Raw genomic sequence first — 15,138 nt, 5'->3', positions numbered from 1 at the left:
CGTCAGCGCAGCTTGGCGCTCTGCTCGGCGCGGGCGGCCTGCATCTTCTTGAAATCGTCCCCGGCGTGATAGCTCGAGCGGGTCAGCGGCGATGCCGCGACCAACAGGAAGCCCTTGGCGCGCGCGATCGAGGCATAGGCCTTGAACGCGTCTGGAGTGACGAACTCCTCGACCGTCGCATGGCGCGGGGTCGGCTGGAGATACTGGCCCATGGTCAGGAAATCGATCCCCGCCGAGCGCATGTCATCCATCACCTGGTGCACTTCGAGGCGCTGCTCACCCAGGCCGACCATCACCCCCGACTTGGTAAAGATGGTCGGGCTCAGGCGCTTGACCTGCTCGAGCAGCCGCAGCGACGCATAATAGCGCGCGCCTGGCCGGATGGTCGGATAGAGCCGCGGCACTGTCTCGAGGTTGTGGTTGTAGACATCGGGACCGGCATCGACGATTCGCGACACCGCCTCTTCCGACTTGTTGCGAAAATCGGGGGTAAGGATCTCGATCGTGGTGTTGGGCGTCTCGCGGCGCAGTGCCTCGATCACCTTGACGAACTGCGAGGCGCCGCCGTCGGGCAGGTCGTCGCGGTCGACACTGGTGATGACGATGTGCTCGAGCCCGAGCTGTGCAGCCGCAATTGCGGTGTTCTGCGGCTCGAGCAGGTCGACCGCGCGGGGCATGCCGGTCCTGACGTTGCAGAAGGCGCAGGCCCGGGTGCAGGTATCGCCAAGGATCATCACCGTGGCGTGCTTCTTGGTCCAGCACTCACCGATGTTGGGGCAGGCGGCCTCTTCGCAAACGGTCGCGAGGTTCAGATCGCGCATCAGCTTGCGCGTCTGGGCATAGCCTTCGCTGACGGGCGCCTTGACGCGTATCCAGTCGGGCTTGCGCTGCTTCGGAGGCGTGGGGAGGCCAGCGGGTGCGTTCATGGCGGCCAGATAGCGAGTGGGGGCGGCAATCGCCACCCCCACCCCATCGCAAGTTTATGCGATTAGCACTGATTGTCGGGCAGGTAGACGACCTGGCCGTACTGGTCGGTGTAGAAGCAGCGACCCGTGGTCGTGCGATAGGTCTGGCGACCGTTGACGACCGCGCCGATCACCGCACCGGCGATCCCGCCCGCGACCGCGCCTGCACCGACGCTGACGCCCGGAACCACCGCGCCGACAACAGCGCCGGTCGCCGCGCCAACGGCCGCGCCGGTCAGCGCGCCGTTGGCGCTCGACGGACGGTTGTAGCCGTAGCCGTAGGGATCATTGGTCGCGCAGCCCGCCAGGCCGATGCTCGCCGCCAGCGTGGCGGTCATGATAAGCTTGTTCATTTCCCTGAACTCCTTCGTTTTGCTCCGGCTCTCGGGCGCAACAAGAGTTGAAATGGCTCCCAAGTTCCCTAGCGCCCGTTTGCCAAGCGCGGCGGGCGAGCTTAGCGGGCGGCAAGCGAAACCGTTGGCGCTCGTTCGCGTTGGGCGGACGGCAAAGGGGAGTTACTCAGCAGGTGTCCGAATATCAGGCGCTGATGCGCGGCTATCATCGCTTCCGGCACGATCGTTACGATGCCGAACGGCGCCGCTGGGCCAGTCTCGCGGAGGGACAGTCGCCGCCGGTGATGATCATCGGCTGCTGCGACAGCCGGGTCGATCCCGCCACCATCTTCGATATCGAGCCCGGCCAGGCCTTCATCCTGCGTAACATCGCCAACCTTGTGCCGCCGTTCGAGCTGGGTGGCGGCCTTCACGGCGTCAGCGCCGCGCTCGAGTTTGGCGTCACCCACCTCAAGGTGCGGCACATTATGGTGATGGGTCACGGCCAGTGCGGCGGCGTGAGCGCGGCGCTCGGCGGCCATGGCGACCCCAACCGCATTTTCATCGATCGCTGGATCGAACTGCTCGAACCCGCCGCGGAGCGGGTCAAGGCCCGGCATGTCGACGACCCGCAGCGGGCGCTCGAATATGAAGGCGTGCGGACTAGCCTCGACAATTTGCGCTCCTTCCCCTTCGTCGCCGAGCGTGAGGCGAGCGGCGAGCTTCAGCTCCACGGCTGCCATTTCGCAATCGCCGAGGGCAAGCTGCGCGAGCTGGACGAGGCCACGGGTCGTTTCGAGGAGGTCGCCGAGACCGCGGCAGCCGAATGAGCCAGGAAGCCAACATCGCGTTGCTGATCGATGCCGACAATGCGTCGCCCGATCATCTCGACGAGGTGCTGCTGGTGTTGGGGGAGCTCGGCACGATCAATATCCGCCGCGCCTACGGCAATTGGCAGAAACCCTCGCTCAAAGGCTGGGGTCAGCTCAGCACCGCCCATTCGATCATCCCGGTGCAACAATTCGATGTGGTCAAGGGCAAGTCGGCGACCGACATGCGGATGACCATCGACGCGATGGACCTGCTCTTCCGCGGTCATGTCGACGGCTTCGGCATCGTCAGCAGCGACAGCGATTTCCTCCCGCTGGCCCAGCGGATCCGCGAGGACGGCCTCCCCGTCTACGGCTTTGGCACCGCCAAGACGCCGATCAGCTTCCAGAACAGCTGCACCCGCTTCTTCGACGTCGCCGCGCTTGCCGACGCCGCCGGCGACAGTGAAGAATCGACCGGGGTCGACGACGAACTGCTCAAGGTGCTTGGCGCCGCCTGGAAGGCCAGCAAGCGCGACGAGGAAGGCTATGCGCCGCTGGCCGAGGTCGGGCAGCGGGCCAAGGCCGTTTCCTCCTTCGCAGCGCGCAATTACGGCTTCTCGCGACTGGGCGATCTCATCCGCTCGCTGCCCAACTTCGATGTGCGGACCTCGCCCGACGGGGTGCAACTGGTCCGCCGGCTGCGCTAGGAACCTCCCCGCTCCTTCTCCGTTCGGAATCCCAACCGGACAATCGAGAAGGAACATCATCATGGCCGACGCCGACCGCTCGCAGGAGCTCAAAGAACAGTTCTGGAAAGAGCTGGCGGGCTCACCGTTCGTGATGATCGGGCTCGAGGGCGTCGAGGACAGCCGCACCCGCCCGTGGACGGCGCAGATCGACGCACCCGACGGTGCCGACAAGAAGGACGGCGGGACGATCTACTTCTTCGGCGCCAAGTCCGAGGCGATCGTTCAGGGCCTCGGCCGCAACAACCGCGTGGTCTGCACCTACGTCGCCAAGGGCCACGACCTGTTCGCCCACATCCATGGAACCCTGGTCGCGCTCGAGGACCGGGCCATTGTCGAGAAGTTGTGGAATCCGTTCGTCGCCAGCTGGTACAAGGATGGCAAGGACGATCCCGATCTGCAGCTGCTCCGCTTCGACACCGAAAAGGCCGAAATCTGGAAGGCCGAGGCGGGCGCGACGCTGGTCGCCGCGGCATTGCGCGCGCTGGGCCGCGATCCAGGCAAGGACCATCACCACGAAAATCAGGCTGAAGTCGCGCTCTGACCCTGTTGCCTGCGGGCAACGACTTCTGCGCAAAGCTGATTTCGCGTTGATGTCGGGAACCCGACAGCCATTGGCCTGTTAACGGGCGGAGGTCGGCTTCGATCGAGGCCGACCGCTTCCTCATTGCCGAGAGTTTCAGAGACCTTGCCCAAGGATAGTCTCGTCTCCACTGAGCCCGCGTCGCCGCCGGTCGCGGCTAGCGAGAGCCTCACCGACAAGGCGGAGCGTTGCCGTCGCCTTGCCGCCAACATTTCGGACCGGCAGGCTGCCGATGTACTGCGGAACATGGCGCTGCAATATGAGGCGGACGTAGCGCACGCCGATCGCTGAAGCCCGCTCGACACTCGCCGACGGGTTCGTTAGCCCGGCGTGATGGCGCGCTCCCCTGCCATTCCCCGTTACAAGCGCAAGCGGCCTGCGCGGTCGTGGCCCCACCGCGTTCTGCTCGGCCTCGTCAAGCTGATCCTGTTCGTCCTGCTCCTCTCCGTCCTTTGGGTCGGACTGTATCGCTTCATCAATCCGCCAATCACCGTCACCATGCTTGGCGACGTGCTCGCCGGGCGCGGGGCTAAGCGCGAATGGTTGGGCATCGACCGCATCGACCGCGACATGGTGCGCGCCGCGATCGCCGCCGAAGACAGCAAGTTCTGCCGCCATCACGGCTTCGACTATGACGCGATCGAGGCGGCGCTCCAGCGTAATGCTTCGGGAGGCCGCATCCGCGGCGGCTCGACGATCAGCCAGCAGACCGCCAAGAACGCCTTCCTCTGGCAGGGCGGCGGCTATGCTCGCAAAGGCGTCGAGGCGTGGTTCACTTTCCTCATCGAGCATCTGTGGGGCAAGCGGCGGATCATGGAGGTCTACCTCAACCTCGCCGAGACGGGCATCGGCACCTATGGCGTGAACGCCGGATCCGAGCGCTATTACGGCCATGACGCCAGTGCGATGAGTGCTGTCGAGGCGGCCCGGATCGCCGCCATCCTTCCCTTGCCCAAGGAGCGTGGCGCGATCTCGCCCAAGGGCTTCACCCGCCGCTACGGCAACAGCATCGCGGCGCGGATCGGCGTGGTCGCCCGCGACGGGCTCGATGGGTGCGTCTATGCCGGCAGCCCGCCGCCGGTGAATCGCGCCCCGCCGCCGAGCCGCAAACCGCCGGTCGATCCGGGGGCGCAATATGAAAGCGCGAAGCCGTTGCCGCCGATCGAGGCGCCGATCAGCGAGCTTCCCTCAGCTCCCGCCCCCGCGCCTGTCACTGACCAACCAGCGCCGACTGGCGCCACTCGTCCCGAGGAAGCTACTCCGTCGCAGCCATCGGGAGAGGCAGACCTGCCGCCGCCGCAAGCGAACAGCAACTGATTGAAAACGCCTCGCAAGAGGAACGACGCCACTCTCCGAGCGGTTGAGCCAGCGAGTTCCCCATCAGGAGAGTAGACATGGCGACGCGTAGCGAGACCCGTGACCGCAAGACTTTTAACCAGGGCCGCAATGCTCGCGGCAACCCCAAGGACCGCAGCGCCTTCAGCTTCGGCGATTTAGACGCGTCGGACGTGGCACCGATCCTCGGTGCACTGGCCGCCGGCGCGGCGATCGGCATCGGTGCCAACTGGGCGCGCAAGTTCCTGATGCAGACCAGCGAGTCGATGGCCGCGGGCAATCAGTGGGACGAGATCCTCAAGCTCGAGCACAAGGCGACGCTGGCCAAGTTCGACCTGTTGCTGGCAACCGACGACAGCGAAACGGGCAAGCGCACGGCACTCGTCAAGGCGCTTCACTACGGACTCAACAAGCATGCCCACCAGGAAGAGCAGGTCGTCTATCCGGCGCTAAGGCAGGCCAATGACGCGGTCGACGCGGACCATCTCGAGCATGAGCATGGCTATGTGAAGACCTTCCTCTACGAGCTTGAGAATATGGCGAAAGATGCGCCCGACTTTCTCGATCGGGTGCAGAAGTTCCGCGACCTCGTCGCCGCGCACGCGAAGATGGAGGAGGAGCAGGTCTTCCCCCAATTCAAGGCCGAGCTTGATGATGAGCAGAATGCGAAGATCACCAGCCTGATGAACAAGGAAGGGATCAAGATGCTCTGAGGCTGCGCGCCTCGAAGCGGACAAGGGCGGAAGCGGCGTGGCCGTTTCCGCCCTCTGTCTTATCCGACCAGCCGCAAGGCTTCCTGAACGCCCAGCGTGACCGCCTCGTTACCGGCGATCCGCTCGAGCCGCGCCGCCAGCTCGGCGTCGAGGACGTAATTGCGGCCGAGCAGCAAGGTCGCCTCGTTGCCGTCGGCGAGCGTCGTGATCAGGCGCACCAGCCCTGTCCCGCCTTCGACCTTGGCGAGCTCGGCGCCGAGTTCGGCCATTCGCGCGGCATCGCTGCAGCGGATGGTGAGCTCGAGCCGACTGCGACGAGCAAGGTCTTCGAGTGGCTGGAAACGCTTGATCGTCACCCGCGGCTGTTCCTCCCCCGGACGCCGGTCGAGCTCGACCGTCAGCAGGCCGCATTGCCCGCCCTTGGCCGCCGCCTCGACCGCGGCCGACGCATCGTCATCGAACACGGTGGCATCGAACTGGCCGCCGCTGTCGCTCATCCGCGCCATCAGGAAGCGGCGACCCTTTTGCGAGGTTCGCCAACGCGCTTCCTCGACCAGGCCGGCCATGGTCGCCCCGGCCCGGCCGCCGTCGGCGGGAAGCGGCACCGCTCCAAGCTCACTGCTCAGCCGCACGCGGTGCGCCTTGAGCAGATGCCGGTGATGGTCGACTGGATGCGCCGAGAAGTAGAAACCGAATGCCTCGCGCTCGGCCGCCATCCGCTCGGCCAGCGACCAGCGGCTCTCGCGCGGCAGGCGGATCGGCGCGACCTGGCTGTCGCCGGGGCCGCCGAACAGGCCGCCCTGCCCGCTCGTCCGCTGCTCGTGCGCGCTGGCAGCATGGGCGAGAATGAGCTCGGCGCCGGCAAACACCGCCGCCCGATCGGGGTTCAATCGGTCGAACGCCCCGGCGGCGGCCAGACTCTCGAGCTGGCGGCGATTAAGCAGCCGCGGGTCGACCCGCTCGGCGAACATGTCGAGGCTGGCGAAGGCGCTCGCCTGCTTCCGCTCGCGAACCAAATCGGCCATCGCCGCCTCGCCGACACCCTTGAGCGCACCGAGCGCATAGCGGACCTTGCCGTCCTCGACCGAGAAATCGGCTTCGCTCGCGTTGACGTCAGGCGGAAGCAATTCGTGCCCAAGCCGCCGAAGATCGTCGGCGAACAGGCACATTTTGTCCGTCTGGTGCATGTCGAAGCTCATCGACGCGGCGAAGAACTCGGCCGGGTGATGCGCTTTCAGCCAGGCGGTGTGATAGGCGACCAAGGCATAGGCGGCCGCGTGGCTCTTGTTGAAGCCGTAGCCGGCGAACTTGTCGATCAAATCGAACAGCTCGTTGGCCTTGGCGGGCGAGATGTCCTTGTCGGCGCAGCCCTCGACGAAGCGGGCCCGCTGGGCGTCCATCTCGGCCTTGATCTTCTTGCCCATCGCGCGGCGCAACAGATCGGCTTCGCCGAGGCTGTAGCCGGCCAGCACCTGCGCGGCCTGCATCACCTGCTCCTGGTAGACGAAGATGCCGTAGGTCTCCTTCAGCACCTCCTCGAGCAGCGGATGGGGATATTCGATTCTGGCGCGGCCGTTCTTTCGGTCGCCGAACAGCGGGATGTTGTCCATCGGCCCCGGCCGATAGAGCGAGACCAGCGCGATGATGTCGCCGAAATTGGTCGGCCGGACCGCCGCCAGCGTCCGCCGCATGCCCTCGGATTCGAGCTGGAAGACACCGACGGTGTCACCGCGCTGGAGCAACTCGTAGACCGCCGGATCGTCCCAGCCGAGTGCGGCGAAATCGACCTCGACCCCGCTTTGCCTGAGCAGGCGCTGTCCTTCCTTGAGCACTGACAGCGTCTTCAGTCCGAGGAAGTCGAACTTCACCAGGCCCGCCGCCTCGACATATTTCATGTCGAACTGGGTGACCGGCATGTCCGAGCGCGGATCGCGGTGGAGGGGAACCAGCTCCTCGAGCGGACGGTCGCCGATCACGACGCCGGCAGCATGGGTCGAGGCATGGCGGGGCAGCCCCTCGAGCTTCATCGCCAGGTCGAGCAGCCGCTTCACCTGGGCGTCGGTTTCGAGCTCGTGGATGAGTTCGGGAACGCGGTCGTTGGGCTTCTTCGGGTCGCGGCCGAGCGCGCGGCTCAAGGTCCACGGGTCGGTCGGGTGGCTAGGCACCAGCTTGGCCAGGCGGTCGACATGGCCATAGCTCATCTGCAGCACGCGGCCGGTGTCCTTGAGCACCGCGCGGGCTTTCAGGCGACCGAAGGTGATGATTTGGGCGACACGGTCCCGCCCATATTTCTGCTGGACGTAGCTGATCACCTTGTCGCGGTGGGTTTCGCAGAAGTCGATGTCGAAGTCGGGCATCGACACGCGCTCGGGATTGAGGAACCGCTCGAACAGCAGGTTGAGTTCGAGCGGGTCCAGGTCGGTGATGGTCAGCGCCCAGGCGACCACCGAGCCGGCGCCCGACCCACGCCCCGGCCCCACCGGAATGTCGTTCGCCTTGGCCCATTTGATAAAGTCGGCGACGATCAGAAAGTAGCCCGAAAAGCCCATCCGGGCGATGACGTCGATCTCGAAGTCGAGCCGTTCGCGATAGCGGGCGAGGTCCTCGTCGCTCCGTCCCGCCAGTCGCGCATCGAGCCCGGCGTGGGCGTCGCGGCGGAGCTGCTCGTCCTCGTCGTCGCTCAGGCGCGGCAGGATCGGCTTGCGCTTGGGCGCCGCGACCGCGCAGCGATGGGCGACCACCGCGGTGTTGGCGAGCGCCTCGGGCACATCGGAGAAGAGTTCCTCCATCGCCGCGGCTGGCTTGAGCCAGGCGTCCTCGCTGCTGCTCTCGCGATTGGCGCTGTCGACTTGGGACGAGCTGGCGATGCACAGCAGCGCATCGTGGGCAGCATGGAAATGCGGTTCGGCGTAGAGCGCGGGGTTGGTCGCGACCAGCGGCAGGTCGAGCTCATAGGCTAGGTCGATCAGCGCCGCTTCGGCCTGCTCCTCCGCCGGATCGCCGCGACGCGAAATCTCGACGTAGAGGCGATCGCCGAAGGTCCCGCGCAGCCGTTCGAGCCAGCGGCGTGCCGCCCCGCCCTGCCCTTCGGCGAGCAGGCGCACGGCGGTGCCCTCCCCGCCCGCGGTCAGCGCGATCAGCCCGTCGCTCAGCGCTGCCAGCGTCGCGAAATCGACATGCGGATCGGACGTATCGGGCCGCGCCATGTGCGCGGTCGAGACCAGCTTGCAAAGGTTGGCATAGCCCTCCTCGTCTTTGGCGAGCAGCACGAGCCAGTCGAGACCGCCGCCGGGCAGGTCGCCCGGTCGAGCGAGCCCGATGGTCGCGCCGATCACCGGCTGCACCCCCTCCCCCTTGCAGTAATCGGAGAAGGCCATCGCGGCGTAAAGGCCGTTGCGATCGGTCAGCGCGGCGGCGGGAAAGCCGAGCTTGCGCGCCTGCTTGGCAATGTCGGACGGCTCCATTGCTCCTTCGAGCATGGTAAAGGAAGAGAAGACCCGCAGCGGAACGAAGACCATCAAGCAGATATAACCCGCACCGCCGGCAGGGAAAGCGCGCCCGTCCAACTTATCCACCGCTTTCGCCCGCCCTAGCCAGCACCGCGCGGGCTGGGTAAAGCGCACCCCACTTCTCCCAGCAGGACGCGTTCTTCCCTCATGCATATCGTGATGATCGGTACCGGTTATGTCGGCCTCGTCTCCGGCGCCTGTTTCGCCGACTTCGGGCATCAGGTCACTTGCGTCGACAAGGACAAGAGCAAGATTGACGGGCTGCATGAGGGTCGCATGCCGATCTGGGAGCCGGGGCTCGAGGCGATCGTTAGCCATAACGTTCAAAAGGGCCGGCTGCATTTCACCACCGAACTGAAACCGGCGATCGATACGGCCGACGCGGTGTTCATCGCGGTCGGCACTCCGACGCGGCCGAGCGACGGCCATGCCGACCTCAAATATGTCTACGCCGCTGCCAAGGAGATTGCCGGCGCGCTGGTCAAGCCGGCGGTGATCGTCACCAAGTCGACCGTCCCGGTCGGCACCGGTGACGAGATCGCCAAGATCCTTTCCGACAACAATGCCCCCGAGGGCACGAGCGTCGCCTCCAACCCCGAATTCCTCCGCGAGGGCGCGGCGATCCGCGACTTCAAGATCCCCGACCGGATCGTGGTCGGCGCCGAGGACGATCACGCCCGCGAGGTGCTCCGCGAAATCTATCGACCGCTTTTTCTCAACAAGGCGCCGATCCTGTTCACCGGCCGCCGAACGGCCGAACTGATCAAATATGCGGCCAACGCTTTTCTCGCGACCAAGATCAGCTTCATCAACGAGATCGCCGACCTGTGTGAAGTCGTCGGCGGCGACGTCCAGGAGGTCGCGCGCGGGATCGGGCTCGACAACCGGATCGGCCCCAAGTTCCTCCATGCCGGCCCTGGCTATGGCGGCAGCTGCTTCCCCAAGGACACGCTGGCGCTGCTCCAGACCGGCGACAGCCACGGGGTCCCGATGCGGATCGTCGGCAGCGTTGTCGCGGTTAACGAGGAGCGCAAGAATAAGATGGCCGACCGGGTCCGCGATGCGCTCGGCGGCAGCCTCGAGGGCAAGAAAATCGGCGTGCTCGGCCTCACGTTCAAGCCGAACACCGACGACATGCGTGACGCGCCCAGCTTGTCGCTGATCGCCAAGCTTCAGGAGGGCGGCGCGACCGTCGCCGCGTTCGATCCGGTCGGCATCGAGGCCGCCCGGCCGTTGCTCAACAACGTCGAATTCGCCGCCGATGCATACGCCGCGGCGAACGAGGCGGACGCGCTCGTGCTCGTGACCGAGTGGGATGAGTTCCGCGCGCTCGACTTGCGCAAGCTGGCCAGCGTAATGCGCGGCAAGGCGCTGATCGACCTGCGCAACGTCTACGAAGCCGCCGAGGCGACGCGCGTTGGCCTGAGCTATCGCGGCATCGGCGTTCCCGCGGCGACCGTCGCCGCCTGAGCCGACCATGGCAACACCCGACGTGATCGTTCCGGCAACCTCCCCAACGGAGGAGCCTGACGCGTTGCCGGGTGGCTGCCGGATGCTCACTCTCGCGACCCGCGGTGACGAGCGTGGTTCGCTGGTCCCCGTCGAGGGCGGACGTGACGTCCCGTTCGCCATCGCGCGGGTCTATACCGTATTCGGAACTTTGCCCGGCGTCCGGCGGGGGTTTCACGCCCATCGCCGGCTCCACCAGGCAGCGGTAGCGGTGGCCGGCGCCTGCACCATGTTGCTCGACGACGGGCGGGTTCAGCAACGCGTCCGGCTCGACCGGCCCGACCGGCTGCTGACCCTACCGCCGATGGTCTGGCACGAGATGGAGGATTTCTCGCCCGATTGCGTCCTGATGGTGGTCGCAGACGCGCCCTATGACGAGGCCGACTATATCCGCGACCACGTCGACTTCCGGCGCCTGGTGAGCGACGTCAGATGACCGTGCCGTTCCTCGATCTGCGCGCGGGTTACGAGGAGCTTCGTCCCGACATCGACGCCGCGGTGGCAAGGGTGATGGCGTCCGGCTGGTACATAGGCGGCCCCGAGCTCGGCAACTTCGAGGTGGCCTTCGCGCAATCGGTGGGCGCAACGCATGCGGTCGGGGTCGCTAACGGCCTCGACGCGCTTCACCTTGCGTTGCGCGCGATGGAGGTTGGCGCGGGCGACGAAGTCATCGTCGCCAGCAACAGCTATATCGCGACCGTCTTGGCAGTCACGATGACGGGAGCGACACCGGTGTTGGTCGAGCCCGACCCCGCCACCCGCAACCTCGATCCCGCGCTGGTCAAAGCTGCGATCACGACGCGCACGCGGGTGATCCTTCCCACCCACCTTTATGGCCAACCGGCCGACCTCGACCCACTGCTGGCGATCGCCGATCGCCACGGGCTCCGCCTGCTCGAGGACGCCGCGCAGGCGCATGGAGCATCATATCGCGGGCAGCCGGTGGGGGGGCACGGGTATGCGGTGGCGTGGAGCTTCTACCCCAGCAAGAACCTTGGCGCGCTCGGCGACGCCGGGGCGGTTACTACCAGCGACCCCGCTCTCGCTGACCGCATCCGCACGCTCGGCAATTACGGCTCGCACGTCCGCTACGTGAACGAAGGCCAGGGCGTGAACTCGCGCCTCGATCCGCTCCAGGCCGCGGTGCTCGGCGTGAAGTTGAAACACATTGCCGAGTGGAATGCCCGGCGCGCACGCATCGCTACGCGCTATTTGCACGAGTTGAAGGACTGCGCGCTCGAGCTTCCCTCCGTACCCGACTGGGCGGCTCCCGCCTGGCACCTGTTCGTTATCCAGAGCGACCACCGCGATGCGCTTCAGGCGCGGCTGGCCGACGCCGGGGTTCAGACGCTCATCCACTATCCGATCCCGCCGCACCTCCAGCGCGCCTATGCGGAGTGGCAGCTCGGCCCAGGCAGCTTCCCGATCGCCGAGCGCCTTGCCAACCGCGTGCTCAGCCTGCCGATCGGTCCTCAGATGAGCGACGCCGAGGTCGATCAGGTCATCCACGCCGTCCGGGCCGCGGCCTGAGCCGATGCCCCCCTGCATCCACCTCAGCGCGCACGTCGATCCCTCAGCCGAGATCGGCGAGGGCACGACCATCTGGCAGAACGTGGTCGTACTGGCCGGCGCGAAAATCGGCCGCGACTGCAACCTCAATGCCCACACGCTGGTCGAAGGCGGTGCCGAGATCGGCGACCGGGTTACGCTCAAATGTGGCGTCTACGTGTGGGAAGGGATCATCCTTGAGGATGACGTCTTCGTCGGCCCCAACGCTACCTTCACCAACGACCCCCAGCCCCGCTCCCGCCAGCGGCCGACGGCCTTTGCCGTGACCCGCATCGGCCGAGGCGCGTCGATCGGCGCGGGAGCAGTGATCCTGCCCGGTCGCACGATCGGCGAAGGCGCGATGATCGGCGCGGGCGCAGTGGTCACCCGCGACGTCCCGGCGGGCGAGACCTGGGCCGGCAATCCCGCTCGCCCGTTAAGACGGTGAGCCCAGCAGCGCCGACGGTTTCGGTCCTCCTGCTCTGCTGGAATCACACGCCCTATCTTGAGCAGTGCATCGCCGCGCTGGCAGCGCAAGACCGCGACGGTCTCGAAATCCTCTTCCTCGATAACGGATCGACCGACGGCTCAGCCGATCTCGCGCGGCAACTGTTCGAGCGTCACGGCCTGACCGCGACCATTCTCGCCCCCGCCCCGCCGCAAGGCATCTCCGCCAACTTCAATCGCCTGCTCGCCGCCGCGAGCGGAGACCTCGTCGCGGTCCTCTCGACCGACGACTGGTATGAGCCCGGCTACATCGCGGCCATGCGCCGCGCCGCGCTCGCCGACGCGGCGGCCGGCTGGTTCACCTGCGGCGGCTATTATTTCTTTGACGACAGCGGCGAGCGAGCAAAAGTGCCCGACGACGGCTTTCGCAGCGGCGACGTGCTGCCGCTATTGCTCGCTGGCAGCGATCCCTTCTTCTTCGTCGGCTGCTGCTATCGGCGCTCCGCCCTGCTCGCGGTCGGCGGATGGGACGAGAGCCTGCCGATCGAGGACCGCGACCTGTTCCTGCGGCTGGCCCAGCGCTACCCGGTCCGCACCCTCTCCGAGCGACTGGTCAATTACCGCCGCGCGAGCAGCACCGCGTCGGCCAAGCCCGACTTCATGCGGCGCGGCTTCGACGCCTTTTTCGGCAAGCATCGAGCGGCGTTCGGCCGCCACTGGCGCCGCCGCTATGCCACCGCGCTGCGCGGCCCGGCGGTGATCGCGATCGACCAGGGCAAGCTCGACCTCGCTGGCAAAATCCTGACTAGGGCCCTGCGGCTGTCGCCACTCGATCCGCTATTGTGGCGCACCGCCGCTTACTGGCTGCGCCAGCGCACGCGCTAAGCGAGCTCGGCGACCGAGCCGACGATCCGCGCGATCCGCCCATGCTCAAGCACGACGATCCGGTCGCAGCCCGCCAGCGTGCCGAGCCGATGGGCGATCATGATGATGGTGATGTCGCCGGGCAGCTCGTCGATCGCCTGCATGACCGCCGCCTCGGTCTCGCTATCGAGGGCGCTGGTCGCCTCGTCGAACACCAGCACCGAGGCGCGCTTGTAGAGAGCGCGGGCAATGCCAAGCCGTTGGCGCTGCCCACCCGACAGCCGCGCGCCGCGCTCCCCGACCATCGTCTCGACGCCCTGCGGCAGGTCGGCGACAAAGGCCGCCAGCCCCGCCGCGGCGAGAGCCCGCCCGACCAGCGAGTCGTCGATCACCGTCTCGTCGACCCCGAACGCGACATTCTGGCGGATGCTGCCGTCGACCAGGAAAATCGATTGCGGAACGTGCGCCACCTGCGCTTGCCACCACAAGCGCCGCTTGCCGCGCGCGGGCTCGCCATCGATCACCAACTCGCCGCGATCAGGCTCGAGCAGCCCCAGCAGCAAGTCCATCAGCGTGCTCTTGCCCGAGCCGGTCGGCCCGACGATGCCGACCCGCTCGCCCTTGCGAATGACAAGGTCGATGCTGCTCAGCGTCGGCTGTTCGTCGTAGGCGAAGTCGACCCCGACCAGCGCCAGTTCGCGCGCGAAGCGGCGGCCGTCCTCGACCGTTTCGACCGGCGGCAGCGGCAAGCGAAGGAGGTCGGTCACTTCCTCAAGCGTCTTCTGGTTCCCGCGGAAGGCCGACCAGCCCTGAAACGCCGTCTGCACCTGCGGCAGTAGGCGAAGGGCGCCGAGCGCCATTACCCCAAGCGCCGGCAGCGACCCGGTGATCCCGCCCGGTTGATTGCTCAGGTAGAAGCCGAATGCAGCGACAAACAGCATGAGCACCGTCTCGACCACGACGCGGGGCGCGTACCCGATATAGCTGTTGAGGCTCATCGCCCGGCGGGTCTGGTCGGCGGCGTCCTCCATCCGCTCCTCGAACGCATGCTGGCTCTGGTCGAGAAGGATGTCGCGGATGCCGCCGAGCGCCTCCTGGATCACCTGGATACGCTTGCCCCAGACCGTCGCCAGCGCTGCTGCGTTGCGGCGCAGCGGGCGGCGAACGATGAAGCTGACGATGAGGTAGGCAAGGATCAGCGTGCCACCGCCAACCAGCGCCATGCGCGTATTCACCGCCAGCAACAGCGCCAGCAGGGCGATGCACAACACCACCGCCGCAATGCCCTGAAGGCCGCTGAGGACGACATTGTAGGCCAGGTTGTGCGTTTTCTCGAACCGGCTGATCAGATCGCTGGTGTGGCTGCGGCTGTAGAAGGGGTAAGGCTGGCGAACGATCCGCGCGAAGGCCGCGACGTTGATGTCCTTGATCGTGCCGAAGGCGGTCGCCTGGATCGCATAGGTCAGCCACAGCCGGATCGCGCCGCCGAGCAGGAACGCCAGCCCGAACAGCGCGATCACCGCACCGCGACCATGGGTGGCCATGACGCTCAGCAGTTCGGGGCCGACCACGGGGATATGGTTGAGCTGCTTGGGGTCGGTGAGAAAAGCGAGCAGCGGCAGCAACGCGCCGACCGTGCCCGCCTCAGCGACTGCGCCCAGCAGCACCAGCAATGCGGTGCCCTCAAGCTGCAGGCGGCGCGACCGGGGCAGATGCTCCCAGATCAGCCCGACGTCGTCGCGAGCGCTCATGCGTATTCCAAGGGCGGGTATGCT

The 15,138-nt window shown here is 66.7% G+C and carries 14 protein-coding genes and 1 pseudogene; 11 read left to right on the top strand and 4 right to left on the bottom strand.

The window, feature by feature from the left end:
- Window positions 1-2 precede the first annotated feature (2 nt).
- A complete protein-coding gene (lipA, locus tag GCU42_RS03125) occupies window positions 3-926 on the bottom strand; it encodes a lipoyl synthase (RefSeq protein ID WP_114227882.1) in 924 nt (307 codons plus the stop codon).
- 62 nt (window positions 927-988) lie between these two features.
- Window positions 989-1,318 carry a hypothetical protein gene (locus tag GCU42_RS03120; protein WP_114227883.1) on the bottom strand — a complete coding sequence of 110 codons (330 nt, stop codon included), beginning with the start codon at window positions 1,316-1,318 and terminating at the stop codon, window positions 989-991.
- Between the two features lie 173 nt (window positions 1,319-1,491).
- Here GCU42_RS03120 and GCU42_RS03115 point away from each other — a divergent pair, with 173 nt between their 5' ends.
- From GCU42_RS03115 to GCU42_RS03090, 6 genes and pseudogenes are all read left to right on the top strand, one after another.
- Complete coding sequence (locus tag GCU42_RS03115; protein ID WP_114227884.1) at window positions 1,492-2,127, top strand: carbonic anhydrase; 636 nt, start codon at window positions 1,492-1,494, stop codon at window positions 2,125-2,127.
- A complete protein-coding gene (locus GCU42_RS03110; protein WP_114227885.1) occupies window positions 2,124-2,816 on the top strand; it encodes an NYN domain-containing protein in 693 nt (230 codons plus the stop codon). Before GCU42_RS03115 ends, GCU42_RS03110 begins: the two co-directional genes overlap by 4 nt.
- Before the next feature lie 61 nt (window positions 2,817-2,877).
- Window positions 2,878-3,399, top strand: a complete 522-nt coding sequence (locus tag GCU42_RS03105; protein WP_162789223.1) for a pyridoxamine 5'-phosphate oxidase family protein — start codon at window positions 2,878-2,880, stop codon at window positions 3,397-3,399.
- A gap of 144 nt (window positions 3,400-3,543) precedes the next feature.
- A complete protein-coding gene (locus GCU42_RS03100; RefSeq protein ID WP_114227887.1) occupies window positions 3,544-3,729 on the top strand; it encodes a hypothetical protein in 186 nt (61 codons plus the stop codon).
- 42 nt (window positions 3,730-3,771) lie between these two features.
- A pseudogene (mtgA, locus tag GCU42_RS03095) lies at window positions 3,772-4,497 on the top strand (monofunctional biosynthetic peptidoglycan transglycosylase); the annotation flags it as partial.
- 335 nt (window positions 4,498-4,832) lie between these two features.
- On the top strand, window positions 4,833-5,486 hold the full coding sequence (locus GCU42_RS03090) for a hemerythrin domain-containing protein (protein WP_114227889.1): 654 nt from the start codon (window positions 4,833-4,835) through the stop codon (window positions 5,484-5,486).
- 59 nt (window positions 5,487-5,545) lie between these two features.
- Here GCU42_RS03090 and dnaE read toward each other — a convergent pair whose 3' ends face one another.
- Window positions 5,546-9,004, bottom strand: coding sequence for a DNA polymerase III subunit alpha (dnaE, locus tag GCU42_RS03085; protein ID WP_114227890.1), 3,459 nt, complete (start codon window positions 9,002-9,004; stop codon window positions 5,546-5,548).
- A gap of 138 nt (window positions 9,005-9,142) precedes the next feature.
- Between dnaE and GCU42_RS03080 the strand changes: the two genes are divergently transcribed.
- The 5 genes from GCU42_RS03080 to GCU42_RS03060 all read left to right on the top strand — a co-directional run bounded on the left by GCU42_RS03080 (window position 9,143) and on the right by GCU42_RS03060 (window position 13,384).
- Window positions 9,143-10,465 carry a UDP-glucose dehydrogenase family protein gene (locus GCU42_RS03080; protein ID WP_114227891.1) on the top strand — a complete coding sequence of 441 codons (1,323 nt, stop codon included), beginning with the start codon at window positions 9,143-9,145 and terminating at the stop codon, window positions 10,463-10,465.
- Between the two features lie 82 nt (window positions 10,466-10,547).
- A complete protein-coding gene (locus GCU42_RS03075) occupies window positions 10,548-10,940 on the top strand; it encodes a sugar 3,4-ketoisomerase (protein ID WP_114227892.1) in 393 nt (130 codons plus the stop codon).
- Window positions 10,937-12,034: a DegT/DnrJ/EryC1/StrS family aminotransferase gene (locus GCU42_RS03070; RefSeq protein ID WP_114227893.1), complete on the top strand. Its 1,098-nt coding sequence runs from the start codon at window positions 10,937-10,939 to the stop codon at window positions 12,032-12,034. The genes GCU42_RS03075 and GCU42_RS03070 overlap by 4 nt, the downstream gene beginning before the upstream one ends.
- Before the next feature lie 4 nt (window positions 12,035-12,038).
- Window positions 12,039-12,500 carry an acyltransferase gene (locus GCU42_RS15485; RefSeq protein WP_114227894.1) on the top strand — a complete coding sequence of 154 codons (462 nt, stop codon included), beginning with the start codon at window positions 12,039-12,041 and terminating at the stop codon, window positions 12,498-12,500.
- Window positions 12,497-13,384 (top strand): glycosyltransferase family 2 protein, encoded by an 888-nt coding sequence (locus GCU42_RS03060; RefSeq protein ID WP_162789224.1) that lies wholly within the window; start codon window positions 12,497-12,499, stop codon window positions 13,382-13,384. Before GCU42_RS15485 ends, GCU42_RS03060 begins: the two co-directional genes overlap by 4 nt.
- Here the strand turns inward: GCU42_RS03060 and GCU42_RS03055 are convergent.
- Window positions 13,381-15,114 carry an ABC transporter ATP-binding protein gene (locus GCU42_RS03055; protein WP_162789225.1) on the bottom strand — a complete coding sequence of 578 codons (1,734 nt, stop codon included), beginning with the start codon at window positions 15,112-15,114 and terminating at the stop codon, window positions 13,381-13,383. The two genes, GCU42_RS03060 and GCU42_RS03055, sit on opposite strands and share 4 nt — an antisense overlap.
- Window positions 15,115-15,138: the final 24 nt, after the last annotated feature.

This window comes from Sphingomonas ginsengisoli An et al. 2013 (assembly GCF_009363895.1).
GTDB lineage: Bacteria > Pseudomonadota > Alphaproteobacteria > Sphingomonadales > Sphingomonadaceae > Sphingomicrobium > Sphingomicrobium ginsengisoli.
Note: the sequence above shows the minus strand (reverse complement) of the source record. Positions and strands in the feature narration are given on the sequence as shown.